This window comes from Candidatus Pelagibacter sp. Uisw_137 (assembly GCF_047720245.1).
Classification (GTDB): Bacteria; Pseudomonadota; Alphaproteobacteria; order Pelagibacterales; family Pelagibacteraceae; genus Pelagibacter.
Map to the genome: position 1 here is coordinate 1,176,453 of NZ_CP159811.1, position 23,526 is coordinate 1,199,978.

Sequence of the window (23,526 nt, forward strand, 5' to 3'; positions counted from 1 at the left end):
TTTAATCTTTTTTAGCTCTTTTTCTTGAAATTAACTGCGTTAGCGCGTCGACCATTAGATCAGAGGCTTTAAATATTTCATTTGATTTGAATTCATGAGAAGAATTTTTTTCAGGGTCTGATTTATCTTCAATGACTATTCCTTCATTGGGAGAATTATTTTTTATATAAATTAATAGTATCCACTCTTCATCGGGTGCTTCATCCCATTTGATAAAGATTTCACCAGTTTCAAATCTTTGATCAATGCATCTAAAAATTGACATGTGTCTAGTGATGTGTCGTTTGTTAAGTTGAAAAACTAAACTGCTGGCACTTCTATAAAAACTTTCAAGAGAAAGTTCAATTTTCTGCCTCGCGATTTTATACTCTTTCTCTTTTTGAAGTAAAGTTTCTCTATCCTCATCTCCTTGAATTTTTACTCCTAGAGCTTCTACCCTCTCTCTAATTTTTTGATCTCTTATAATTCTATATTTATCTTTTAATTTCTCTATTCTTGCTTGAAGACCAGCATAATCATCTCTTTTTTCTTTTAATGAAATTTTTTCAAGCTTTTCTAATTCTTTAATTTCTCTTATTCTAAATTTTTCTATTTGTTTTTCTAACTGCAATTGTTTTAGAAATTGTTTTTGTCTTTCAGCATGTTCAATTCTAAGTAACGCTTGCTCTTTACGTAAAAATAGCTTTATGTCTCTTGCTCTTTCTTTTTCAAGTTTAATTTCTTTTTTTAATGCTTTTTCTTGGAATTTAGTTTGTTCTTCTTCTTCTTTTACTTTTTGTTTTTGAATTTGTAATTTTTCTTTTTCTTTTTTTTCAATTTCCTCAAGTTGTCTTCTTCTTTTTTCTTCAGCTTTTAAAGTTTTATATTCAAATATTCTATTGGCGATACCATCAAAAAAAGCTTGGATATACTTTTCTAAACTAAAATTAATTTTAAAATTAAATTCTGGCTTTAAAGAATTTTGAAACTTAACTACCCTTGATATTATGGTTGCTTTTTTTTTAGTTCTAACTTTTCTTTTTTTTTTATTTATTTTTATATTTTTGCTTATTTTTTTTTTATTATTAATATTTTTTTTTACTTTTGAATTTTTTTTTTGCTTTTTATTTATAATTTTTTTAACCTTTTTTTTTACTAAAGGTTTTTTTTTAAGAGGATTTTTTTTTATTTTTTTCATGCTTTAAGAAAATTAGATTTATCAATTAATTACTAATAAATATAGTCTCTTGTTTAATATATTGAGTAAAATCTTATTAAATCTACTTAAGCTGTCTTTAGGGATTCTAATGTAAAATTAAGCTTACGAAGATCTTCTAGTAGCTGTTTTTTATCTTTTTCACTTAAAAGACTAACGGGCGGTATAACATTTTTGTAATTGTCATCTTGATCTGACATAAAAGAATGTAATCCTGATATTAAATTATATTGATCAAATGTACTTCTAACCTTGCACAGTATCTCATTTGCTGTTTGTTGTTTTTTTTCATTAAAATCGTCATAAACTTTTCTAGATAAGTTAGCTGTTACATTGCAAGTTGCCGTAATAATGCCATCACATCCAAGTTCAAGACCTTTTAAGAGTTTTAACTCTGATCCTGGCATAACTGAGAAATTATCAATCTTTAAATTTTCATATAGGTTATAAGAACTATCTTTAACACCAACTATTTGTTTTGGAAACTTTTTAGCAAGCTCTTCAACACATTCAATACTAAACTTATAACCACACAACTTTTCAAAGTTGTATAAAATAATCTTACTTTCTGGCACAGCTTGAACCACCCTTGAGTAAAACTCTATTACCTCGTTATCACCATACTTATAATAAGCAGGTGGCATTATTAAAAAATCACTGAAATTTAAAGAGTTGGCAACCTTCATTAAGTTTACAGTTTCATTTAAAGAATTAAGCCCAGTTCCAATTAAATATTTTTCCCTATATTTGCTTTTCGATAATTCATTTAATAGACCAATTTTTTCACTTATAGATATAAGTTGCGCTTGTCCTGTGCTTCCAAAAATAGCAACACCATGGCAGCCCATACCTATTATTCTTTCAGCATGATTAACAGTCTTTTCAATATTTAGACTTAAATCACTATTAAATACTGACATTGATGCCGCATAAATGCCTTTAATTTTACTCATATACTAAACTTATATAAAATAAAAAATTTAGTAAAGATGATAAAGTATTAGATGAAAATTTTAGTAGTACAAAATAAAATGGGAATTGGAGATATGATAATCTATCTTCCATTTATAGATGCTATTTCTAAAAAGTTTAATACGCCAGTAAGTGTTCTTGCTAAACAAAGTTCAAAAGCAGAACAATTCTTAAAAGATAATAAAAATATTGAAAAAATAATTATTCTTGAGCAGGGTAATAAACTCAAGGGAGCGAAACATCAAGGTTTTAGTGGGTTCATAAACTTAGCAAAAGAACTTAGAGAACATAATTTTGATAAAATCTTTATTTTTAACTCATCCCTTAGATTTTATTTAGTTGCAAGATTTGCTGGCATTAAGAATATTCATCAATACCCCTTATTTACAAAAAAAAACCAACATATATTAAATACTGCAAAAAAATTTATAAAACAAAACTTAAGTTTAACCATAGAGAGTGACCCAGGAATTCTCATTAGTGATAAATCTGTATTCGATGCAAAATCGAAATTTAAAATTAATAATGATCAAAAAAATATTTTACTTGGTGTGGGTGGATCAGGCCCAACCAAAAGAATTCCAGCTACAACATTTATAAAACTTATGCATCTAATCTCTAATACTTATAAATGTAGATTTTTCTTAGCTACTGGCAAAGATAAAGAAGAACAAGAAATTTTAAAAGAAATACTTAATACAGAATTTAAAGACAGATGTGTTCCTTTAGATGAGTTAAGTATAAGTGAAACTCTACCAATAATTAAAAGTTGTGATATTTCTATTTGTAATGACTCTAGTTTTAGCCATCTGTCATCAGGGCTTGGTATTAAAACAATTGTTTTAATGGCAGACACACCATTAATATATGGGAATTATAGTCCAAGAATGTATCCAATTATTCCCGATGGAGAAAATATAGTAACATACAATACTTTAGGTAAAGATAAAATTAATCCAGATAAAATTTTTGATCAATTAAAAAAAATTCTCAACTAAGAAATATCTCTTAAAACAATTTCTTTTGCTTCATTTACAATCATTGATAACCTTGCGGTCTCTGGTGAAATATCTGGATGTATTTTTTTTTGAATTTTTATATGTGCTTTTTGAACATCCTTCTTAGAAATATTTTTTTTTATATCTAAATTTAATATCTTATAAGCTTCCTCTATAGATATCTTAGATGAATTTTTAATATTTTGATTTTGCTTGAATGAAAATCTCCCAGATCTTCTGAGTGTCTGTATAAGTCTAAATAAACCAATTAATTGAAACAAAGAAAACCCTTTTAACTTAACTAAAGCTAAGCTAAGCAATGTAAGTGGTATGCTCAATAAAAGCTTACCTCCAACCAGAAGTATTATTGCCAAAACTACCAAACCTAAAAAAATTAATTTTCTTAAATGCTTTGATATTTTTTTTGATGATGTGTTGGCTATTAATTTTAGTAAAAAGTAAATAATTCCTAAAATAACTAGTGTATAAATGATAATATTCATATATTTAATTTGTATCCATGAAAATACCACAACTTAAAAAAAAATCAGAAATAAAAACGTGTCATAATATTAGTTGGGAAGATGATTATAGCTGGATACATCAAGATGATATCTTAGAAGTTTTAAAAGACAGCCAAAAATTAAACCCTGAAGTAAGAAAATACCTCGAAGAGGAAAATTCATATACAGATTTTCACTTGTCGGATACCAAAAATATTCAAAAAAAATTATTTGATGAGATCAAGGGGCGAATAAAATTAGATGATGAGTCTCTACCTTTTAAAGATTTTGATTATGAATATTGGTCAAAAACAACAACTAAAGGAAATTATTCTATCAAATTAAGGAAAAAAAATGGTACTAATAATGTTGAAGAAATTTGGAATGGTGATGAAGAAAAAGAAAAACTAAAAGTAGAATACTTTGGTATTGGCGATTTGGAGGTTAGTTTTAATGATAAATACTTAGGATATTCATTGGACACTAAAGGCTCTGAATACTACACGATATATATTAGAGATATAAATACAAAGAAATTAGTTACTGACAAAATAGAAGAGACATCTGGTGGCATAACTTTTAGTTTGGATGATCAATATATTTTTTATTCAAAACTTGACGAAAATCATAGACCAAGAAAAATTTATAGACATAAATTAGGAACTAAAGTTAAAGAAGATCAGCTAATTTTTGAAGAAAAAAGTGAAGCTTTTACAGTTGGAATTGGTTTGAGCTCAGATGATAAATATTTCTTTATCAACTCTTCAGACCATAATACTTCTGAACAGTATTATTTTGATGTTAATGAAAAAAATCCTAAACCTAAACTAATAAAAAAAAGACAAAGAGGAATTCTTTATTCAGTTAATTCCTGGAATGGTAAATTTTATAATCATACCAATGAAAATGCTGAAGATTTTAAAATAGATATTAGTGATAGTTTGGAAAAACCAAATTGGAAAACTTTTATTGCTGCCAAAAATGAAGTTCTAATCGGAGGGTTAACGTTTTTAAAAAATTGGATCATAAGATCAGAAACTTTAGATGCTTTAGATAAATTATTTGTAAAAAATATTACAACAGGAATAGAAGAAGAGCTAATTTTTTCTGATGAAACTGTGTATGTTCCTGGTGCATCTTTAATGCAAAGAGATAAAAATACAAACGAGATATACATAAGTTATTCTTCACCTAAAACACAGTCTAGAGTTTATTCTTATGACTTAAGTACAAAAGAAAAAAAATTAGTTAAAGAGCAAGAGATACCTTCTGGTCATAATCCTAACGACTACATTGTAGAAAGAGTTAATTGTAAATCACACGATGGAAGATTGGTCCCTCTTACTATTACAAGACATAAAAATACTAAAATAGATGGAAGTGCTCAATTACTGCTTTATGGTTATGGCTCATACGGAAGCTCTATGAACCCTAGTTTTTCTACTACTAGATTAAGTTTAATTAACAGAGATATCATCTGGGTTACAGCCCATATTAGAGGGGGTATGGAAAGAGGTATGAAGTGGTGGAAAGAAGGAAAACTACTTAATAAAAAAAATACTTTTGAAGATTATATTGCGTCTGCGAAATATTTAATTGAAAATAAATATACCTCAAAAAATAAAATAATAGGGATGGGTGGCTCTGCAGGTGGCCTTCTTATGGGTGCAGCTGTTAATCAAGCACCAGAACTATTTTTAGGAATTATAATGGCTGTACCATTTGTCGACTCTCTGACAACAAACTTAGATCACTCTTTGCCTTTAACAGTTGGGGAATTTGATGAATTTGGAAATGCACAAGATAAAAAAGATCATTTTGATTATATTTATTCTTATGCTCCCTACAATAATATAAAAAAAATGGATTATCCTCATATGTTGATCACAACAAGTTTAAGTGATAACAGAGTATTATTCGATGAGCCTGCAAAATTTACTGCCAAACTTAGAGAATATAAAACTGATAATAATTTATTACTTTTAAAAACTGAAATGAACGCAGGTCATGGTGGCAAATCTGGTAGAGATGGAGCCATAGAAGAAATTGCACTAGATTATGCATTTGCATTAAAAATTTCTAAAAAAATTTAGTATCTATTTTTTAGAAACAACCATTTGAAACAAAACCAATCACAATAGAATTAGAGTCTACTTCAAATCTTCTTTCACAGAGTATTCCATATTTTTTGGTATTGTAAACAAGCTCTAAGTTGCCTTTATCATTTTTAAAATCTTCATCTGGCTTACCTAATTCCATTTGTAAATTGCTTGAAGTTTTTCCAATGTATCCACTTAACTTAGCATTTTCTTTTTCAACAATTGCACCTGTTTTGTCTTTAATTGTTTGACAGCCAGCAACTAGAGTTAAAAAAAATAAGCTTATAAAAATAAATTTTATTTTTTGCACAGGTCGATGATACCACTCAAAATGTAGCATAAATATAAACTTATAAGTTGAAATATGTTGATAAACTTAGATTTTTAAGAGTATTTTCCTAATTAATCTAATATTACTCGATCTTAATCTTAGGAGGATCAATGTTAGAAAAATATTTCGACTATAAAAAACACAAGACTGATTTTAAAACAGAAGTAATAGCTGGTGTAACAACATTTTTGACAATGGCTTACATTATGTTTTTAAATCCATTTATATTATCAGGTGAATTTGCTGGACCAGAAAAAGGTTTTTTCGAATTTGGAGCAGTATATACGGCAACAATTGTTGCAACAGCACTTGCTTGTTTCATAATGGCATTTTATGGAAAGACATGGCCAATAGGTTTGGCTCCAGGTATGGGTATTAATGCTTTCGTTGCATTTGGTGTTTGTGCTGGAATGGGCTATACGCCTCAAGAAGCTTTAGGAGCTGTATTAGTTGCTGGAGTTTTGTTCTTAATCATTTCATTAACACCTATCAGAGCGTGGTTAATTAATTCAATTCCAAGAAGTTTAAAATTAGGAATTGGTGCTGGTATTGGACTATTCCTAGCAATAATTGGACTTCAAATCATGGAAGTTGTTGTTGATAATCCGGTAACACTAGTTCAGTTAGGTGACTTGAGCGATCCACTTGTTCTATTGGGCTGTGCTGCATTTATTTTAATGGTTGTCCTTGAAAAAATGAAAGTTAAAGGAAACATTATTATTGGTATTTTATTATTCAGTATTATTGCATGGGCTACTGGACTTGCTAAATTTAATGGAATTGCAAGCTCACCACCTCCAATGACTTATCTATTTGATTTTGACTTATCAGCAGCATTAACAGCTGGTATGACAACTGTAGTATTTACATTATTATTTGTTGATTTCTTTGATACTGCAGGAACATTAACTTCAGTAGCAAACGTTGCTGGTAAGGTTGGTAAAGATGGTAAAGTTAAAGATATCGAAAAAGCAATGATGGCTGACAGTGTTGGAACTGTAGCTGGTGCAATGATGGGAACAACAACTGTAACAAGTTATGTTGAATCTGGTGCTGGTGTAAAAGCTGGTGGAAAAACAGGAATGACCTCTTTAGTAATTGGTCTCCTATTTTTAGCCTGTATATTCTTTGCTCCTTTAGCAACAAGTTTACCTAAGCAAATTGATGGTGCAGCTTTAGTATTTGTTTCTGTTCTTTTTGTTAGAAACATAACTGATATCGAATGGGATGATATTGGTGAAGCAGCTCCTGCTATTCTTGCAATGATTGCTATGCCATTAACATATAGTATTAGTAATGGTATTGCTTTAGCGTTTGTTTCATACGCATTAATCAGATTATTTACTGGTAAGTTTTCTTCAACTTCACCAGCAATATGGGTTATTGCAATCTTAAGTGTTGTTAGTTTTGCAGTTGCTTAAAATATAAGTTTTAGGGCTGGAATTATTCCAGCCCTATTTATTTCTCTTAATTATTTCTTCCATAGACATCTCTTCATAATGTTCAGTAGGTTGAACAATCCATGGGTCTGAATTTAGTTTTATTGGGCAAAAATCTGGCTCAAATGTAGATGATTTTTTTTTCCATAAACATGCAGTTTTAACTTCATTTATAAAATCTTTAGTTGGCTCATAATTTTTTAACCACTCAATACTTTTATTTAAAGTTAATCCAGTGTCAGACAAATCATCTACTAATAAAACTTTATCAAAATCTTTACTCTCAGCTAAAGAGCTAATTTCTCGAGCAAACATCAATTGACCTTGTTTGTCTTCCATTCCTTTTCCTGTGTAACTTTGAATAACTATGTAGGCTATTGGTAATTTTAAAACTCTTGAAAGAATATCTAATATTGGAGCTGCTCCACGCATAATACCAACTAGTACCGTTGGTTTATAGTTATTGTGAATTTCTATTGCTAATTTTTCTACAATTTTTGTATACTGATTAAAAGTGATAATTAATTTATCTGCCATAAAATTTTTTATCATATAAATATAAATAAAAAAGAATAAAAAATTATGAAAATTTACGATTGTTTTATGTACTTTGACGAAGAAGTAGTGGTGAACGTAAGACTTCACACTTTAAATGAATTTGTTGATTATTTTGTGATTGTCGAAAGCAGATTTACCCATAAAGGTGACCCAAGAGAACTGCAATTTGATCATAAAAAATTTCAAAAATTTAGAGATAAAATAATTTATATAATTGATGAGGAGGTTTACCCACAAACACATGAGATAAAGACTGAAGATAGTGAAAATGATAGGTCAATAAAGTTAATTTTTAATGCAGCATACAGAGAAAATGGTCAGAGAAACCTTATAGCTAAAGGACTTAAAGAGGCAAATGATGAAGATCTTATTTTAATATCTGATGTAGATGAAATACCAAAACTATCTGGCTTAAACTTTAAAAGTATAAAAGAAAAAATTATTTTATTTAAACAAGATATGTTTTACTACAAATTTAACCTACTGTTGCCTGATTTAATTTGGACTGGAACAAAAGCATGTAAGAAGAAAAATTTGATCAGCCCTCAATGGTTAAGAAATATAAAAGACAGAAAATATTCTTTTTTTAGAATAGATACTTTTTTTTCTAAAACTAAATTTACTAGTATAAAGATTATAAGTGATGGTGGTTGGCATTTTTCAAATATTAAGACACCGAAGGAGATAGAATTTAAATTAAAATCTTATTTACATCATAGGGAATTTGATGAAAATCCCCTTTCTGTTGATCAGATAGATAAAATAATAAAAAATAAACTGGCAATCTACGATTTGAAAGTTGATAAAACAGTCAACAAAATTGGCAATGGAAATAAACTTGAAAAATTTGACATAAATAAACTGCCTAATTATATTCAAATTAATCAAAATGATCTAAAAGATTGGATAGATTAATATGAAAGGATATTGGATAGCATTATACAAAAGAATTGATAATCCAGAAAACCTAAAAGATTATTCTGCTAATGTAACTTCTGTGATAAAAAGTTATGGTGGAAAAGCGCTAGTTAGAGGTGGAGAATATCAATGTTTAGAAGGTGAAAATTTTTCAAGAACTGTAATTTGGGAATTTCCAAGTTATGAAGCTGCTATAGAATGCCATGAATCAAAAGAATATCAAAAGGGTTGGGCGTTAGCTAAGCATACTACAGATAGGAATTTACAAATTATCCATGGTTTTAATATTGAATAGTTTCTGGATCTATACTTCTCCATAGATACCAAGTTGCTACTGAACAATAAGGTGAAAATCTTTTTTGCAACAAACTTACATAGGATTCTGGTGGTAAATATTTTTTTTTATAATTTTTTGAAATTCCCCTCAAAAGACCAATATCTTGTATAGGCCAAATATTTGAACGATTATAAGTAAACAATAAGATCATTTCAGCAGACCATCTACCAATTTGTCTTAACTGGGATAAATAAATAATAGCATCCTCATCGGACATTTTAGAAATTAACCTGGGATTAAATGATTTATCTAATATTTGTTTTGCTAAACTTTTTATTCCTCTAACTTTTTGTTTACTTAATCCACAACTTTTAAGTTGCACAAAAGATAGTTTGGATATTATCTTTGCATTAATTTTATTGTTACATTTTTTTTTAAACTTTAAAAAAACTGAGTTTGCTGCTGCAACACTAATTTGTTGTCCAATTATACTTTTACATAACGAAAAAAATATATCTTTTCTAGAGGTAAGCACGGCTTCTGTCGGAGATTTATATTTACTAATTAATGCAGACATCACTTTATCTTTGTTAGATAAATATTTCTTTGCAGTATTCCAATATTTTGGTTTTTTACTCATGTCTAGTAGTGGATGGTATTTCTTTTTTGTGATAAATTTCTCTTCTAAGAATAATTAAAGAAGAGGCTACAACTAATAATGCACCGAGTAGTGTTTTTATTGTAGGAATCTCATCCCAAATTAAATATCCAAAAATTATTCCAAAAACTAATGCTAAATATTTTAATGGTGAAACAAGAGAAACTTCAGATAATTTAAATGATTGACTTAACCATAAATTTGCAAAACCTCCTAAAAATCCAATCATACATAAAAAAACTAAATCATGAATGTTCGGCATCACCCAGCCAAAAGGAATTGTAAATAAACTTGCTAAGGTAATAACTATTGAAAAATTAAGAGCAATAAGCCAAACAGGTTCTGTTGTAGATAGTTGCCTTATTGCAATAGCAACATAAGATAGACCTAAACAGAAAATAATCGGATAAATATAGTATATATTTAGAGCACCAAAACCAGGTTCGGTTATTACAATAATTCCAATAAAACCAATCGATACAGCGAGCCATCTGTAAAATCCAACTTTCTCACTTAAAAAAAAAATTGAAAAGATTGTAGTAAATATAGGAGCAGCAAAAGAAATACTAACTACCGTGGCTAATGGTAAGTTTCTCAGTGCAATAAATATTGCAATTAAAGCTATCAATCCAAATAAACATCTTAAAAAATGCAAACCTGCTCTTTTTGTGAGATAAAAATTTTTAATCCTATCTCTCGGCATTATAAAAAAGTAAATAACTACACCAAAAAAACCTCTGAAAAATAGCACCTGTCCTAAAGGATAATGTTCAGACCATTTAACTATTAGATCCATAAAAGAAAATGCACATATCGACATAAACATGTACAAAAAGCCTGATTGATTTTTAGTAAGCATAAGAATAATTTGTAGATTAAATTAAAGGATAAGCAATGGAAATAGCTGTTTTAGGTTTAGGGTGTTTTTGGGGGCCAGAAATTAAGTTTGGCAAGCTTGAAGGAGTTATCAAAACTGAAGTGGGTTATTGTGGTGGTGACAGCAAGGAAACTACTTACAAAGAAGTATGCACTGGTAATACTAATCATGCAGAAGTTGTTAAGTTAGTCTTTGATCCTGAAATCATCTCTTATGAAAAAATTTTAGAATTCTTTTTTGAAATTCATGACTCTACAACCTTAAATTCACAGGGACCCGATTTTGGAACGCAATATAGAAGTGAAATATTTTATTTAAATAATAAACAAAAAGAAATTTCAGAAAATGTAATAGAAAAAATGAATTCAAGTTTATCTGGGAAAGTTGTAACAAAATCCTCTTTATTAAAAAATTACTGCCCAGCAGAAGAATACCATCAGAGATATTTAGAAAAAAGATAATATGCCATTGGTCAACACAAATTGGTTAGAAAAAAATTTAAATAAAGTAAAAATTATTGATTGCTCATGGCACATGCCCCAAACAAAAAGAAATGGTTTTGAGGAATATCAACAGTTGCATATAGAGAATGCAATATTTTTTGACTTAGATAAAAATTCTAAAACAGATACTGATTTACCTCATATGTTGACTGATATTAAATCTTGGGAAAAAATTGTATCAGATATGGGAATTAGAAATGAGGATCAAATAATAATTTATGATAATTCTGATGTAATCAGTTCTTGTAGATGTTGGTATAATTTTGTTTACTTTGGGCATGATCCACACTTGGTTCATTTACTAGATGGTGGATTAAAGAAATGGATGAATGAAAAAAAACCAACCATTAATTATTTAACAAAAACTACTAATTCCAATTATAGAGCTAGTGAAAAAAAAGAATTAGTAAAAGACAAAAAACAAGTTGATGAAAATGTTGATAAGAATGAGTTCATAGTTATAGATGCAAGAAGTAGAGAGAGATTTGAGGGCAAGGTTCCTGAACCAAGACAGGGATTAAGAAGCGGCTCTATAAAAAATTCTTATTGTCTCCCTTTTTCTGAGCTTATTAATGAAGATCACACATTCGTTGCTAAAGAAAAAATTCTTGAAAAATTTAGATTAACCAAATGTAACCTTGATGAAAATATAGTGTTTACATGTGGTTCTGGAGTTACCGCTTCGGTTTTGGCTCTTGCTTATTCTCTAATAGACATTAAATATATGCCAACAATTTACGACGGTTCATGGAGTGAATACGGGAAAAATTAGAAAATGAAAAGATCAACAAAAATCAAAACAGCAATTATTACTTTCTTCCTAATAATTACATTAGTAATTGTTGGAAGAACAATGGTAGGAAACCATTTTAAGAAAAAATTTAGCAAAAGACCTCCTCCTGGAATAATTGTCAAAGAGGTAGTTTACAAAAGTTTTTCTGAAAATATTGGAAGTTTTGGTACGGCAGTCTCAAAGAGAACTGAATCTTTTAGAATTAAGAGAGATAATTTAATATCTGAATTAATTCTTAAGGGTTATGCAAAAAAAGGTGACCTGATTGTTAAGCTTAAAGACAGAAACATTATTGCGCCTTTTGATGGTGTTCTCGGATACAGGGGAATAACTGGAGATATTCTTGGATCAGATAACTCAATCATTATAACTTTGGATGATAATTCAATTATTTATTCTGATCTAAAAATTCCTGAAAATTTTGCAACGTTCATAAAAAAGGATTTACCTATTAAAGTAAAATTCTCAGGTAACAAAAACAAAACATACAGCGGTAAAGTCTATGCCGTTTCAAGCAGGATTAGTGCTGAAACGAGAAGTTTACTTACAAGAGTTATGATTAAAAATGAAAACTCTGAATTAATTCCAGGCTCTCTTCTAGAAGTTGTTATTAATTATAATGTAAGAGATTCTCTTGGAATACCTGATACTAGCATGATGGTAGAAGGAGACAAAACTTACGTCTACAAAGTTTCAAAAGAAAATATTACAAATAAAACAGAAATAAACATTGGAATAAGAGATGGTGGATTTATTGAGGTAATCAGTGGCCTTAAAGAAGGAGACAACATTGTTGCAGAGGGATTAAAAAAAGTTAGGCCTAAAGGTAAAATAAAACCTATTAAAAAATAATGTTTATAACTGATGTAAGTATAAGAAGACCGGTTGTTGCGTGGGTAATGTCTCTTATATTAATTATTTTTGGAATATTTGTTTTTTCACAACTGCCGGTAAGAGAATTGCCTGAAGGTTTACAGCCTCCTGTGGTTCAAATTAAAGTAGACTATAAATCTGCATCGGCTCCTATAATTGATCAAGAAGTAACTCAAGTAATTGAAAAAGTGATTGGTGGAGTAGAAGGAGTAAAAAATATCAACTCGACATCAGAAAATGGAAGTAGTTCAATTGATGTTGAATTTAATACTGATATTAACCTAGATAATGCAGCCAACGATATACGAGAGAGAGTAGCAAGAATTGTTGATAGATTACCTAGTGAAGCTGATGCACCTCAAATACTTAAGCAGTCGGCTGGTTTTTCAACTACTATGTGGCTTTCTGTATCTTCTGCAACTTGGAGTGATTTAGAGCTTGGAGATTATGTAGAAAGATATTTAGTAGATCAATTTTCGAGTGTTAAAAATGTAGGAACCATTAGAACTGGTGGTTTAAGAAATTTAAGTGTTAGAGTTTGGATAGACCCAATCAAACTAGCAGCTTATAATTTAACTATTCAAGAAGTTGAGGGGGCAATAAGTAAAGAAAATGTAAGTTTGCCAGCAGGTACCCTTGAGGCTAACAATGTTGATTTAATATTAAATTTAGACAAGTCATATGATAATATAGAAAAATTAAAAGCATTACCTATAAAAAAAAACCAAAATAGTATTGTAAGACTTGCGGATATTGCCAATATTGAATTTGGTCCAGTTTCAGAAAAAAATCTTTTCAAAGCACAAAGTAAGGATGCTTTAAATCTAAAAACAGTAGGAATTGGTATTTATGCCAAAAGTGGTGCTTCAACAGTAGAGCTTTCTAAAGAAATAAGTAAAAAAATAAATGAACTTAAAAAAACTTTGCCTGATGATCTCAATATAGAAATAGCCTATAACAGGGCAACATATGTGGGTACTGCTATTGATGAAGTATACAAAACTTTAATCATCGCTTTTATACTCGTGGTTATTATTATTTACTTATTCTTAGGAAATATAAAAGCTGTAATTGTTCCAGCAGTTGCATTACCAGTAAGCTTAATAGCATCTTTTTTGGGACTTTATTTATTTGGTTTATCAATAAATATTTTTGTATTGTTAAGTTTTATTCTGGCAATTGGAATAATTACAGACGACTCAGTCATTATGACTGATGCTATTTATTCAAGAATTGAAAATGGAGATAGTCCTTTAGTTGCAGCCTATAAAGGGTCAAAACAAATTAGTTTTGCGATCGTTGCTACAACATTAATTCTAGTTGCAGTATTTATTCCCTTAATTTTTATAGATGGAATTGCAGGAACATTATTTAGAGAAACTGCAATTGCCTTATCTTTTTCAGTGGTGGTGTCCTCTTTTGTTGCTCTTACATTGTCACCCATGTTAGCAAGTAAGTTTTTAAAGAAAGAACCTAAGCAAAATCTTATAGTTACTAAGTTTGATAAGTTTTTTAAATCATTATCAAAATTTTATGAGGAGACATTAAGTTACTGGTTAAATAAGAAAAAAATTGTTATTTCATTTATTGTCTTCACTATTATTGTCTCCAGTGTTTTATTTCATTTTACAAAAAAAGAATTACTTCCCATGGAAGATCGAGGTGTATATCTTGTTCTTGGATTTACAGATGAGGGGAGTTCTTTTGAATATACTGAAAAAAGAGCAGAAGATGTTGAAAAAAGATTAATTCCTCTTCTTCAGGCTAAGGATAGTCCCTATAAAAGATTTATAATGAGAGTGCCCGGCTTTGGCAGCAACAAAAATTCTTTTAACAGCTTTATAATAATTGCATTATTGGATGAATGGGCTGAAAGAGATAAAAGTTCACAAACAATAATGAGAGAGGCAATCGGAAAAATTGTGACAGTGCCAGAAACTGTAGCTTTTCCAATTTCACCGCAATCTATTAGGGTTTCTAGTTACAATAAACCAGTTCAGATGGTTATATTAGGCAGCACTTATGAAGAGTTAGAGGAAATACAATCTAAAGTTATTAGAAAATTAAGACAGAATAAAAACTTATCCAGAATTGAATCTGACTATTCTAGAAACAAACCAGAAATCAAACTGGTAATTAATAAAAACAAAGCTAAAGATTTGAATATATCTACTGACTCAATTGGAAAAACTTTAGAAACTCTTTATGGTGGAAAAACTGTAACTAAATTTAATAGACTTGGTAAAGAATATCCAATTATACTTCAGCAATACTTGGCTGACCGAAGATCTCAGGAAGGACTTTCTAAAATATTTGTTAGATCAGAAAGCAATGGTAAACTTATTTCTTTAGCAAATTTAGTTGAATTTAGTGAAAAAGGATCTGCAAAGAAATTAGCAAGATATAACAGACAGAGAGCTGTAACAATATCTGCAAATATATCACCATCCTACACACTTACAGAAGCTATAAAATACTTAGAAAAAACTGTCGAAGAAGTTAGCCCTTCTAATCAAATTGCATGGAAGGGTAAATCAGAAGAATTAAAAGAAACTAGCAACGAACTGTTCATTATTTTTGGATTAGCATTTTTAACAGCATATTTAGTAATGGCTGCAACTTTTAATTCATTTATTCACCCATTTATTATTATGTTAACCGTCCCACTTGCTTTATTTGGAGGGTTGGTCTTTATTCTATTCTTAAATAGTTCTATTAATATCTTCTCACAAATAGCACTCGTCATTTTAATTGGAATAGCAACAAAAAATAGTATCCTTATTGTTGATTATGCCAATCAATTAAGGACAGCTGGAAAAAATATTGAAACATCAGTTAAAGAAGCATGTAAGTTAAGATTTAGACCAATAATGATGACATCAATAAGTACAATGATAGCCATGATGCCTCTTGTTATAGGTAATATAGGCCCGGGAGCAGGTGAAGCTTCAAGATTAGCTGTAGGTGCTACTATTCTAGGTGGAATGATTATATCAACATTCTTTACACTCTACGTTACTCCAACAATGTATTTAATTTTAGCTAAAAATACAAAAAGAATAGATGCTGTTGATATTGAGTTAAAAAAACAACTTCGTTAAAAAATAATATATTTATTTTTATTTAGTCTTTTCTGACATTTTTTCAGTTGAGATTTATATTTGTTAGACTGCTTTTGTACTTTTTTAGCTAAGCCTATAACTTTTTGATTATTCTTATAATTTTTATAACCACCCCACCCCTCATGATATGCAAGATATTGCCTAAAAGCATCTTTCTTAGAAATTTTTAAAAGGGACTCAGTTTTGTCTGTATACCAACCAATGAAATCTACACTATCCTTAAATCTTGCTCTTGTTGCAAGTTTATTACCTGTTTCATTTTTGTATTGTTCCCAAGTTCCCTTTACAGCCTGTGAGTAGCCAAAAGAGCTTGATGGACGCTTAAAAGGTATAACTTTAAATAGTTTTTGGCGTTGTGGTTTTGCCAACCAATCAAAATCAGACTCCATTTTAATAATTGCTAGCTGCACATAAATTGGTGTACCCCATTTTGCTTCAGTTTTTTTTGCATGTTTATACCAAAGATATCTTTCACTAAAAATTGAACAACTATTAGATGTATTTTGAGGTATCGAGGAACACGCTGAAATTAAAATAATTATTATAATAAAAAAATTGTTTTTTATTTTAAACATACTTATTTTTAACATTATAAATTATAATTACTATTATAACACCTAGGATATTTCCAAATAAATCACTCCATTCAAACCCTCTGTTTGGAATAATTAGATGAAATAATTCCAAAATAATTGATAGTGAAAATAAATATGTAATTAAAAATTTGACTTTATTTGAACCATGATAAGCAAGCATTCCAAAAAATGAAAGAATTATGAATACATACAGATGATTAGAAGAGATTGAGTACTCAGAGGAAAATAAAAAGTCTTTAGTAATTTGGGGCTGAACATAGCAATTATTGAATAGAAAACATCCAAATATACTTCCTGGATATAGATAAAATATTATCAATATTAGATTGATTGAATGAAACCCTAAAATTAAAAGTTTTTTTATACATTTCATAATAATTTTATTTATTTTATTAGTTTTATCAGTTATCAAAATATATCAAATGCCTCATTTAATATTAGTTAGACATGGCCAAAGTGAATGGAACTTGGAAAAAAGATTTACTGGTTGGGTCGATGTGGATCTTACTGGTCAAGGAAAACTGGAAGCATGTAAATCTGGTGAATATATTAAAGAACTAAAGCTGAATATAGATTATTTCTATTCATCATTTCAATTAAGAGCCGTTAATACTCTTAAATTTATTCAAGATACATTGAGAGATAACACAAAACCTATAAGAGCATGGCAATTCAACGAAAGGCATTACGGAGCTTTAACTGGTCTAAATAAAGATGAAATGAGGGAAAAGCTTGGGGAGGATAAAATTCATGAATTAAGAAGATCTTGGGATATTAAACCTGATCCACTAAGTATAAATAATCCATATCACCCCATAAATATTGATGCCTATAAAACTGTACCTAAAGATAAAATTCCAGATACAGAATCTCTTAAAGATACATATGAAAGAGTAATAGAATATTATAATTCTGATATTCATAATAAATTATTAGATAATAAAAATATTTTAATTTCAGCTCATGGCAACTCAATTCGAGTATTATGTAAGTTTTTATTTAAATTGGATAATAAAAAAATATCTAAGCTTGAAATACCAACAGGTAACCCGCTTTTAATTAATTTAAATTCAAAGCAAAAAATCATTGAATGTAAATATTTAGATAAAGATAGAGCGAAAGATCTACTTATTTTTTAATAACTTTTCGTAAACTTCTAAATCTGTTAAATGGTAAAATTCTTCTGAACTTTCATAACCGTATAGCTTGTTTTTAGCAATTAATTCATTCCAAACTTTTGATATCGAAAAATTATTAATTGAGTAGGATTCAAATAAACTTTTATTAATTATTTGGCATCCTGTATAAATCAAATCATTTTGGTCACTTTTTTTTATTTTATTATCTACAAGATTAAAATCACCTTTTAATTTTTTATCAAAACTAAGATTTTTATTTGCTAATAAAAGTATATTTTTAATTTTATTAGAAAAATAAAATTTTTCCATTTTTTGAACAACGTTTGTATAATTCCTATCCCAGACAGTGTCTGGATTTAAAGTCATAAAATCTAGCTCATTTGAAGAATTAATCATGTTCAAAATTCCTCCACCCGTATTTAAAATTTCTTTTCCATCATTAATTATTTTAATATTTAAATTAAATTTTTTGGCCTTAATAAAATTTTCAATCTCTTTATTTAAATAAAATGTGTTTATTATAATTTTTTTTATTCCTAAAAATTCAATAAAATTAATGCACTTTTCAAGTAATGTAATTTCATTAATTTTCAAAAGTGGCTTTGGTTTTTCTAATGTTAAAGGGTTTAATCTCTTTCCATAGCCAGCACACAAGATTAATGCAGTGTTAATTTTCATTTAAGATTCCTTAATTCTTTAGAAAAATTAAGATCCAGAGTTTTTTTAAAGTTATCAAATATTTTATTATTTTTAATTCTTAACTCTATTAATTTCCAAGCATGAGGTATTAATCTTAAGTACTTTGTCTTCTTATCTCTTGCTGCTAACCTTGTAAAAATTCCTATTATTTTCATATTTCTAAGCACTGACAATATTTCAAAATCATTTAATAAAATAACTTTATTAATCTTTTTATTATTCAACTTTAAGTAATATTCATAAATGCTCTCTTTTAATTTTTTATTTGATTTAAACCTAACATCGTCAATTAAAGATGCTAAATCATAAGCTCTATTACCTATCAAAGCATCCTGTGTATCGATTATTGCTAGTTTTTTTTTATATTTCATTAAGTTTGAAACATGAAAATCTCGGTGAACTAAAGTGTCATTTTTTAACCTGAGATTTGATAGTAAAAATTTTATCTGTTTAGTTATTTTAAAATTAAATGCTAATAATTTTTTTTTTGATATATTTTTTTTTGCATACCAGTCAGAAAATAATTTTGTTTCTTTAAATAATTTTTTACCATCATAAAATGGAATTTTATAATTTTTTCCCTTAAAATTTTTAATTTTTTTTTGTTTAATTTTTTGAATTTTACTTAGCAAATCAATAGATTTTTTATATAAATTAATTTTATTACTTCCATTTTTTTTTAATAATTTAAATACTGTGTCATCACCGAAGTCTTCAATTTCTATGAAATTTTTTTTGTAATTTTCTTTATATAGTTTTGGAGCGAGAATTTTATTTTTTATTAATAGGCTATTAATAGCATCATATATTAATAGGTTCTGTTTCTTTTCTTTCGTAGCACAAACTATAATTGAATTTTTTTTATTATCTGTTTTTCTATAAAAAGATCTAAAGGATGCGTCACCTTTAATTTTTTTTAATTTTATTTTAGATGATCTCATTTAATTTTTCATTACTTAAACCCTTAATACATAAAAATCTTTTGTTCATATCTTTTCCATATTCAAAAAATAGATCAATTTTATTATCAATTTTATTATCAATTTTTTCAGGCCATTCAATTAATGTTAAGGTTTCTTTTTGATTTTCTAATAATCCAATATTTTTAGTCTCCACATTACTTTTTAGTCTATATAAATCATAATGGTGAATTACAAAAATTCCTACATCGTACTCATTTACTAAATTAAATGTAGGACTTGTAACCTCTGTTGGATTTAGATGATTTTTAAACTGAAAGCTATTTACTAAATGTCTTATAAATGTTGTCTTTCCAACTCCAATTTCACCATGAAAAAATACTACGTCACCTTTTTTTAGTATTTTCGAAAAATTTTTTGCTAAATCAGTTGTCTTAACTTCTAATGAGATATCTATTATTTCGCTATTAGTAGCGATATGCATCTGGTTTGAATGGACCTTCTGTTTCAACACTTATATAGTCAGCTTGGTCTTTTGATAGTTTCGTAAGTTTTGCGCCCACTTTTTTTAAGTGAAGCATTGCTACTTTTTCATCTAACGATTTTGGCAGCACATAAACTTTATTTTCATAATTTTTATGATTATCCCAAAGCTCAATTTGTGCCATTACTTGGTTTGTAAATGATGCACTCATTACAAAACTTGGATGTCCAGTTGCGCAACCTAAATTTACCAGTCTACCTTTGGCTAAAAGAATAATTCTCTTTCCATCAACTAGTTCTATTTCATCAACTTCTGGCTTAACTTCTGTCCATTTATAATTTTTTAATGCTTCTACTTGAATCTCATTATCAAAGTGACCAATATTACATAGGATTGCTCTATCTTTCATATTTCTCATATGGTCCGCAGTAACAATGTCTATATTTCCTGTAGCTGTAACAACAATATCTGCTTTACTTATTGCTTCATCCATTAAAACTACCTCATAGCCTTCCATTGCTGCCTGGAGTGCACAGATTGGATCCGCTTCTGTAACCATAACTCTTGCACCACTTTGTCTTAAAGATGCAGCACTACCTTTTCCAACATCACCAAAACCCGCAACAATTGCAACTTTACCAGACATCATAACATCTGTAGCTCTTCTAATTCCATCTACTAAACTTTCTCTGCAACCATACAGGTTATCAAATTTTGATTTTGTAACTGAATCATTAACATTAATTGCTGGAATCATTAATGAGCCATCTTTTTCCATTTTATTTAATGCTTTAATTCCAGTTGTTGTTTCTTCTGAAACACCTTTTACTTCCTTTAATAAACTTTTATAATCGGTATGCATCATTGCGGTTAGATCACCACCATCATCTAATAGCATATTTGCTTTCCAGTCTTTTTTACCTTCTATTGTTTGTCTTATACACCATACAGCTTCCTCTTCAGTTTCACCTTTCCAAGCAAAAACTGGTATTCCTGCTTTAGCTATTGCTGCAGCAGCATGATCCTGCGTTGAAAAAATATTACATGAAGACCATCTAACTTCTGCCCCAAGCTCTACTAAAGTTTCGATTAAAACCGCTGTTTGGATTGTCATATGAAGACACCCTAATATTCTTGCTCCTTTTAAAGGTGCTTTTTCTGAATATTCTTCTCTTAATGCCATTAGACCAGGCATTTCACTTTCAGCTATTGAAATTTCTTTTCTTCCAAAGTCTGCTAGTGATATATCTTTAACTTTAAAATCATCCATTGCTCGGTTTTATACAATAAAAATTTGATTAATCAACTTATGATTAGACTTTAGGGAAGACAATCTCAACATTTGCACCTTTTTGCGTAATATTGTTTGAAGCATTGATAGTAGCACTATGAAGGTCAACAAGGTTTTTTACTATATTTAGACCCAAACCAGAGTGTTCGCCAAAAGTATCTGGCCTATTACTATAGAATCTATTAAATATTTTTTTTGTATCTGTTTCCTTAAATCCTTTACCATCATCAATCACTTTTAAAATAATTTTGTCTTTATCTCCTTTGTAAATTTCAACTAAGATTTTTTTGTTATCCTCACTAAATGAAATTGAATTATCTAATAGATTTGCAATAATTTGCTCAATTCTATTTTCTATTCCATTGATAAAATATTCTTCTTGATCACCTTGGTCATTTAACATTATTTGTATTCCTCTTTTTGCTTCATAAATATTATTAAAATCATCTACTACAGATCTTGCAATTAACTTAAGATTAATTTTTTTCATTTTTTCTTTACTTAATGCAACCTCATCTTTTAGCATTTGAGAATAATCAGTGATCAACCTTTCAATTCTTTGAACATCATGATTGAGAATATTAATTAATTTACTTCTTTGAGCCTGATCATCAGTCTCATTCAATATTTCTGAAGCACTTTTTAATGACGTTAGTGGGTTTCTTATCTCATGAACAAGGTCAGTTGAAAAATTTTCTGCATGTGAAATTCTTTTTTGAAGTTCACTTGTCATATCATCTAACGAATTTGACAAAGTTCCTAACTCATCATTTCTACTTTTAAGTTCATTAATATTTGTTTTTTTTTTACTCTTCTCTTTTATAATTTTTGTATACGCTACTAAGTTTTTTATAGGCTTAAGAAAATATCTATTTAAAACAAAAGAGAATATAAATATCACAATAATTATAAATATTGCTGTTCTTAGAATAAATGTTTTTCTTTCATTAATAGCAGATTTAACATCATTGGCATTTTCAGTGATTACTAGATATCCAATATTAACTCCATTCAATGTTATATTTTTAACTGTTGTTAATAAAAATTGATCATAACCCTCCTGGGTAAAGGTAAAGGGTTTTCCATAATCTTTTGACCAGGAATAATTAGTCAAAACATCTTTAAGTGAAACTGTTTTTTCTTTATTGATATTTTTTGTTTCTACAATTTTTTTACTTTTTTCTTTATCTAAAATTTCTAACTCGACTATATCTAGTCTACTAGAAAAGGATCTTGGGTCTAAATCTAGCGTATCAGTATCACCTACTAAATTAAATTGATTATCAAATAAGATAACTCTTTCTAAGTTTTGAAATAAAAATCTTGTTGAAAATAAAAATCTTCTAATATCTTCTTCTTCAAATTTTATATTTAACCTTAAAATATGCTCAATTGTATTGTTAATTATCAGAATATGCTTGGATGTTTTATTTTTTATTAAATTAGGTTTTGCATTGCTAATGTAAAGGACCGTTAAACACCCTATAATTAAAAAAATAACTAAATTAATAAATAAAAATTTTTTTAATATAGATAAACTTTTTAGAAAATTGCTGAACATTAACTAACATTCCATCTGTATCCACTACCATATCTTGTTTCTATAGCTGTAAAATCAGGGTCAACTTTTTTAAATTTTTTTCTAATTCTTTTAACATGACTATCAATAGTTCTATCTTCAATATCCGTATCTTCTCGATAAGCAATGTCCATAAGCTGGGCTCTTTCTTTTATTATTCCCGGTCTCTTTGCCAGCTCTTTAACTATTAAAAATTCTGTAGTAGTAAGCTTATCTGGTAATTGTTTGCTATCCCATTCACATTCAAGTTGTGAGGGATCAAGTTTTAGCTTTCCATGTGAAATAATATTTTTTGTATCTTCAAGATTATTGTTAATATCTTTTTTTCTAAGCTGAACCCTTATTCTTTCTACTAAAACTTTAATAGAAAAACCTCCTGACTTTTTTATAAAATCATCCGCACCCAACTTTAAGCCTAACAGTTCGTCTATCTCATCATCTTTTGATGTTAAAAAAATTACAGGTAAGGAAGTTTTTTTTCTTAATTTTTTTAAAAGTTCTTCGCCATCCATTTTAGGCATCTTTATATCTATAACAGCAAGATCTGGTGGATTTCTAGTTAACCCAATTAAAGCACTTTCTCCATCAATGTACGTTTGAACTTTAAAGCCCTCTTTTTCAAGTGCTATACTTATGCTTGTGAGTATATTTCTATCGTCATCAATAAGAGCTATTGTTTGTGTTTGCATAATCTACTTTAAA

Annotated in this window: 25 protein-coding genes; 10 read left to right on the forward strand and 15 right to left on the reverse strand. The window is 28.5% G+C overall.

Annotated elements, in window-relative coordinates:
* Position 1: 1 nt before the first annotated feature.
* Together ABXT61_RS06300 and ABXT61_RS06305 are read right to left on the reverse strand one after the other, a co-directional pair.
* Positions 2 to 1,177, reverse strand: coding sequence for a hypothetical protein (locus ABXT61_RS06300; protein ID WP_415315023.1), 1,176 nt, complete (start codon positions 1,175 to 1,177; stop codon positions 2 to 4).
* An 86-nt stretch (positions 1,178 to 1,263) separates the two neighbouring features.
* Positions 1,264 to 2,148 carry a dihydrodipicolinate synthase family protein gene (locus ABXT61_RS06305; RefSeq protein WP_415315024.1) on the reverse strand — a complete coding sequence of 295 codons (885 nt, stop codon included), beginning with the start codon at positions 2,146 to 2,148 and terminating at the stop codon, positions 1,264 to 1,266.
* A gap of 51 nt (positions 2,149 to 2,199) precedes the next feature.
* Between ABXT61_RS06305 and ABXT61_RS06310 the strand changes: the two genes are divergently transcribed.
* Positions 2,200 to 3,165: a glycosyltransferase family 9 protein gene (locus tag ABXT61_RS06310; RefSeq protein WP_415315026.1), complete on the forward strand. Its 966-nt coding sequence runs from the start codon at positions 2,200 to 2,202 to the stop codon at positions 3,163 to 3,165.
* On the opposite strand, the gene ABXT61_RS06315 is transcribed toward ABXT61_RS06310, so the two are convergent.
* Complete coding sequence (locus tag ABXT61_RS06315) at positions 3,162 to 3,668, reverse strand: J domain-containing protein (RefSeq protein ID WP_415315028.1); 507 nt, start codon at positions 3,666 to 3,668, stop codon at positions 3,162 to 3,164. The genes ABXT61_RS06310 and ABXT61_RS06315 overlap by 4 nt on opposite strands.
* A 17-nt stretch (positions 3,669 to 3,685) precedes the next feature.
* Here ABXT61_RS06315 and ABXT61_RS06320 point away from each other — a divergent pair, with 17 nt between their 5' ends.
* A complete protein-coding gene (locus tag ABXT61_RS06320; protein WP_415315029.1) occupies positions 3,686 to 5,761 on the forward strand; it encodes a S9 family peptidase in 2,076 nt (691 codons plus the stop codon).
* Between the two features lie 10 nt (positions 5,762 to 5,771).
* On the opposite strand, the gene ABXT61_RS06325 is transcribed toward ABXT61_RS06320, so the two are convergent.
* Positions 5,772 to 6,077 (reverse strand): hypothetical protein, encoded by a 306-nt coding sequence (locus tag ABXT61_RS06325; RefSeq protein ID WP_415315031.1) that lies wholly within the window; start codon positions 6,075 to 6,077, stop codon positions 5,772 to 5,774.
* Positions 6,078 to 6,208: 131 nt separating this feature from the next.
* Here ABXT61_RS06325 and ABXT61_RS06330 point away from each other — a divergent pair, with 131 nt between their 5' ends.
* Positions 6,209 to 7,519 carry an NCS2 family permease gene (locus tag ABXT61_RS06330; protein ID WP_168607077.1) on the forward strand — a complete coding sequence of 437 codons (1,311 nt, stop codon included), beginning with the start codon at positions 6,209 to 6,211 and terminating at the stop codon, positions 7,517 to 7,519.
* A gap of 33 nt (positions 7,520 to 7,552) precedes the next feature.
* Here the strand turns inward: ABXT61_RS06330 and ABXT61_RS06335 are convergent, their stop codons facing one another.
* Positions 7,553 to 8,089: a phosphoribosyltransferase gene (locus ABXT61_RS06335; protein ID WP_415315032.1), complete on the reverse strand. Its 537-nt coding sequence runs from the start codon at positions 8,087 to 8,089 to the stop codon at positions 7,553 to 7,555.
* A gap of 30 nt (positions 8,090 to 8,119) precedes the next feature.
* Between ABXT61_RS06335 and ABXT61_RS06340 the strand changes: the two genes are divergently transcribed.
* Positions 8,120 to 9,010, forward strand: a complete 891-nt coding sequence (locus tag ABXT61_RS06340; RefSeq protein ID WP_415315033.1) for a hypothetical protein — start codon at positions 8,120 to 8,122, stop codon at positions 9,008 to 9,010.
* 1 nt (position 9,011) lies between these two features.
* Positions 9,012 to 9,308 carry a DUF1330 domain-containing protein gene (locus ABXT61_RS06345; protein WP_415315034.1) on the forward strand — a complete coding sequence of 99 codons (297 nt, stop codon included), beginning with the start codon at positions 9,012 to 9,014 and terminating at the stop codon, positions 9,306 to 9,308.
* Here the strand turns inward: ABXT61_RS06345 and ABXT61_RS06350 are convergent.
* Together ABXT61_RS06350 and ABXT61_RS06355 are read right to left on the reverse strand one after the other, a co-directional pair.
* Positions 9,295 to 9,930 carry a DNA-3-methyladenine glycosylase family protein gene (locus ABXT61_RS06350; RefSeq protein ID WP_415315036.1) on the reverse strand — a complete coding sequence of 212 codons (636 nt, stop codon included), beginning with the start codon at positions 9,928 to 9,930 and terminating at the stop codon, positions 9,295 to 9,297. The genes ABXT61_RS06345 and ABXT61_RS06350 overlap by 14 nt on opposite strands.
* A complete protein-coding gene (locus ABXT61_RS06355) occupies positions 9,923 to 10,807 on the reverse strand; it encodes a DMT family transporter (protein WP_415315037.1) in 885 nt (294 codons plus the stop codon). Before ABXT61_RS06355 ends, ABXT61_RS06350 begins: the two co-directional genes overlap by 8 nt.
* Before the next feature lie 35 nt (positions 10,808 to 10,842).
* On the opposite strand from ABXT61_RS06355, the gene msrA reads away from it, so the two are divergent.
* Genes msrA through ABXT61_RS06375 form a run of 4 tightly spaced genes read left to right on the forward strand, consistent with a single transcriptional unit; the run spans position 10,843 to position 16,095 of the window.
* Positions 10,843 to 11,286 carry a peptide-methionine (S)-S-oxide reductase MsrA gene (gene msrA, locus ABXT61_RS06360; RefSeq protein ID WP_415315039.1) on the forward strand — a complete coding sequence of 148 codons (444 nt, stop codon included), beginning with the start codon at positions 10,843 to 10,845 and terminating at the stop codon, positions 11,284 to 11,286.
* A 1-nt stretch (position 11,287) separates the two neighbouring features.
* Positions 11,288 to 12,100, forward strand: a complete 813-nt coding sequence (locus ABXT61_RS06365; RefSeq protein ID WP_415315040.1) for a rhodanese-like domain-containing protein — start codon at positions 11,288 to 11,290, stop codon at positions 12,098 to 12,100.
* Positions 12,101 to 12,103: 3 nt separating this feature from the next.
* Complete coding sequence (locus ABXT61_RS06370; RefSeq protein ID WP_415315042.1) at positions 12,104 to 12,973, forward strand: efflux RND transporter periplasmic adaptor subunit; 870 nt, start codon at positions 12,104 to 12,106, stop codon at positions 12,971 to 12,973.
* Complete coding sequence (locus tag ABXT61_RS06375; RefSeq protein ID WP_415315044.1) at positions 12,973 to 16,095, forward strand: efflux RND transporter permease subunit; 3,123 nt, start codon at positions 12,973 to 12,975, stop codon at positions 16,093 to 16,095. The genes ABXT61_RS06370 and ABXT61_RS06375 overlap by 1 nt, the downstream gene beginning before the upstream one ends.
* Here ABXT61_RS06375 and ABXT61_RS06380 read toward each other — a convergent pair.
* A complete protein-coding gene (locus ABXT61_RS06380; protein WP_415315046.1) occupies positions 16,092 to 16,691 on the reverse strand; it encodes a lytic transglycosylase in 600 nt (199 codons plus the stop codon). The genes ABXT61_RS06375 and ABXT61_RS06380 overlap by 4 nt on opposite strands.
* Positions 16,684 to 17,085 (reverse strand): VanZ family protein, encoded by a 402-nt coding sequence (locus ABXT61_RS06385; protein WP_415315047.1) that lies wholly within the window; start codon positions 17,083 to 17,085, stop codon positions 16,684 to 16,686. The genes ABXT61_RS06380 and ABXT61_RS06385 overlap by 8 nt, the downstream gene beginning before the upstream one ends.
* A gap of 49 nt (positions 17,086 to 17,134) precedes the next feature.
* On the opposite strand from ABXT61_RS06385, the gene ABXT61_RS06390 reads away from it, so the two are divergent.
* On the forward strand, positions 17,135 to 17,851 hold the full coding sequence (locus ABXT61_RS06390) for a 2,3-bisphosphoglycerate-dependent phosphoglycerate mutase (RefSeq protein WP_415315049.1): 717 nt from the start codon (positions 17,135 to 17,137) through the stop codon (positions 17,849 to 17,851).
* Here ABXT61_RS06390 and ABXT61_RS06395 read toward each other — a convergent pair.
* From ABXT61_RS06395 to ABXT61_RS06420, 6 genes are read right to left on the reverse strand one after another with little or no spacing between them, the layout of a single operon-like run.
* Positions 17,837 to 18,529, reverse strand: coding sequence for a sugar phosphate nucleotidyltransferase (locus ABXT61_RS06395; RefSeq protein WP_415315050.1), 693 nt, complete (start codon positions 18,527 to 18,529; stop codon positions 17,837 to 17,839). The genes ABXT61_RS06390 and ABXT61_RS06395 overlap by 15 nt on opposite strands.
* On the reverse strand, positions 18,526 to 19,491 hold the full coding sequence (locus ABXT61_RS06400) for a phosphotransferase (protein WP_415315051.1): 966 nt from the start codon (positions 19,489 to 19,491) through the stop codon (positions 18,526 to 18,528). The genes ABXT61_RS06395 and ABXT61_RS06400 overlap by 4 nt, the downstream gene beginning before the upstream one ends.
* Positions 19,478 to 19,954, reverse strand: coding sequence for a tRNA (adenosine(37)-N6)-threonylcarbamoyltransferase complex ATPase subunit type 1 TsaE (tsaE, locus tag ABXT61_RS06405; RefSeq protein ID WP_415315053.1), 477 nt, complete (start codon positions 19,952 to 19,954; stop codon positions 19,478 to 19,480). The genes ABXT61_RS06400 and tsaE overlap by 14 nt, the downstream gene beginning before the upstream one ends.
* Entirely contained in the window at positions 19,938 to 21,224 is a 1,287-nt protein-coding gene (gene ahcY, locus ABXT61_RS06410) for an adenosylhomocysteinase (protein ID WP_415315054.1), read from the reverse strand. The genes tsaE and ahcY overlap by 17 nt, the downstream gene beginning before the upstream one ends.
* A gap of 43 nt (positions 21,225 to 21,267) precedes the next feature.
* Positions 21,268 to 22,806 (reverse strand): sensor histidine kinase, encoded by a 1,539-nt coding sequence (locus tag ABXT61_RS06415; RefSeq protein WP_415315055.1) that lies wholly within the window; start codon positions 22,804 to 22,806, stop codon positions 21,268 to 21,270.
* The gene (locus ABXT61_RS06420) at positions 22,806 to 23,513 is read right to left on the reverse strand and encodes a response regulator transcription factor (RefSeq protein ID WP_415315056.1); all 708 of its coding nucleotides are present in this window, start codon (positions 23,511 to 23,513) and stop codon (positions 22,806 to 22,808) included. The genes ABXT61_RS06415 and ABXT61_RS06420 overlap by 1 nt, the downstream gene beginning before the upstream one ends.
* Positions 23,514 to 23,526 lie beyond the last annotated feature (13 nt).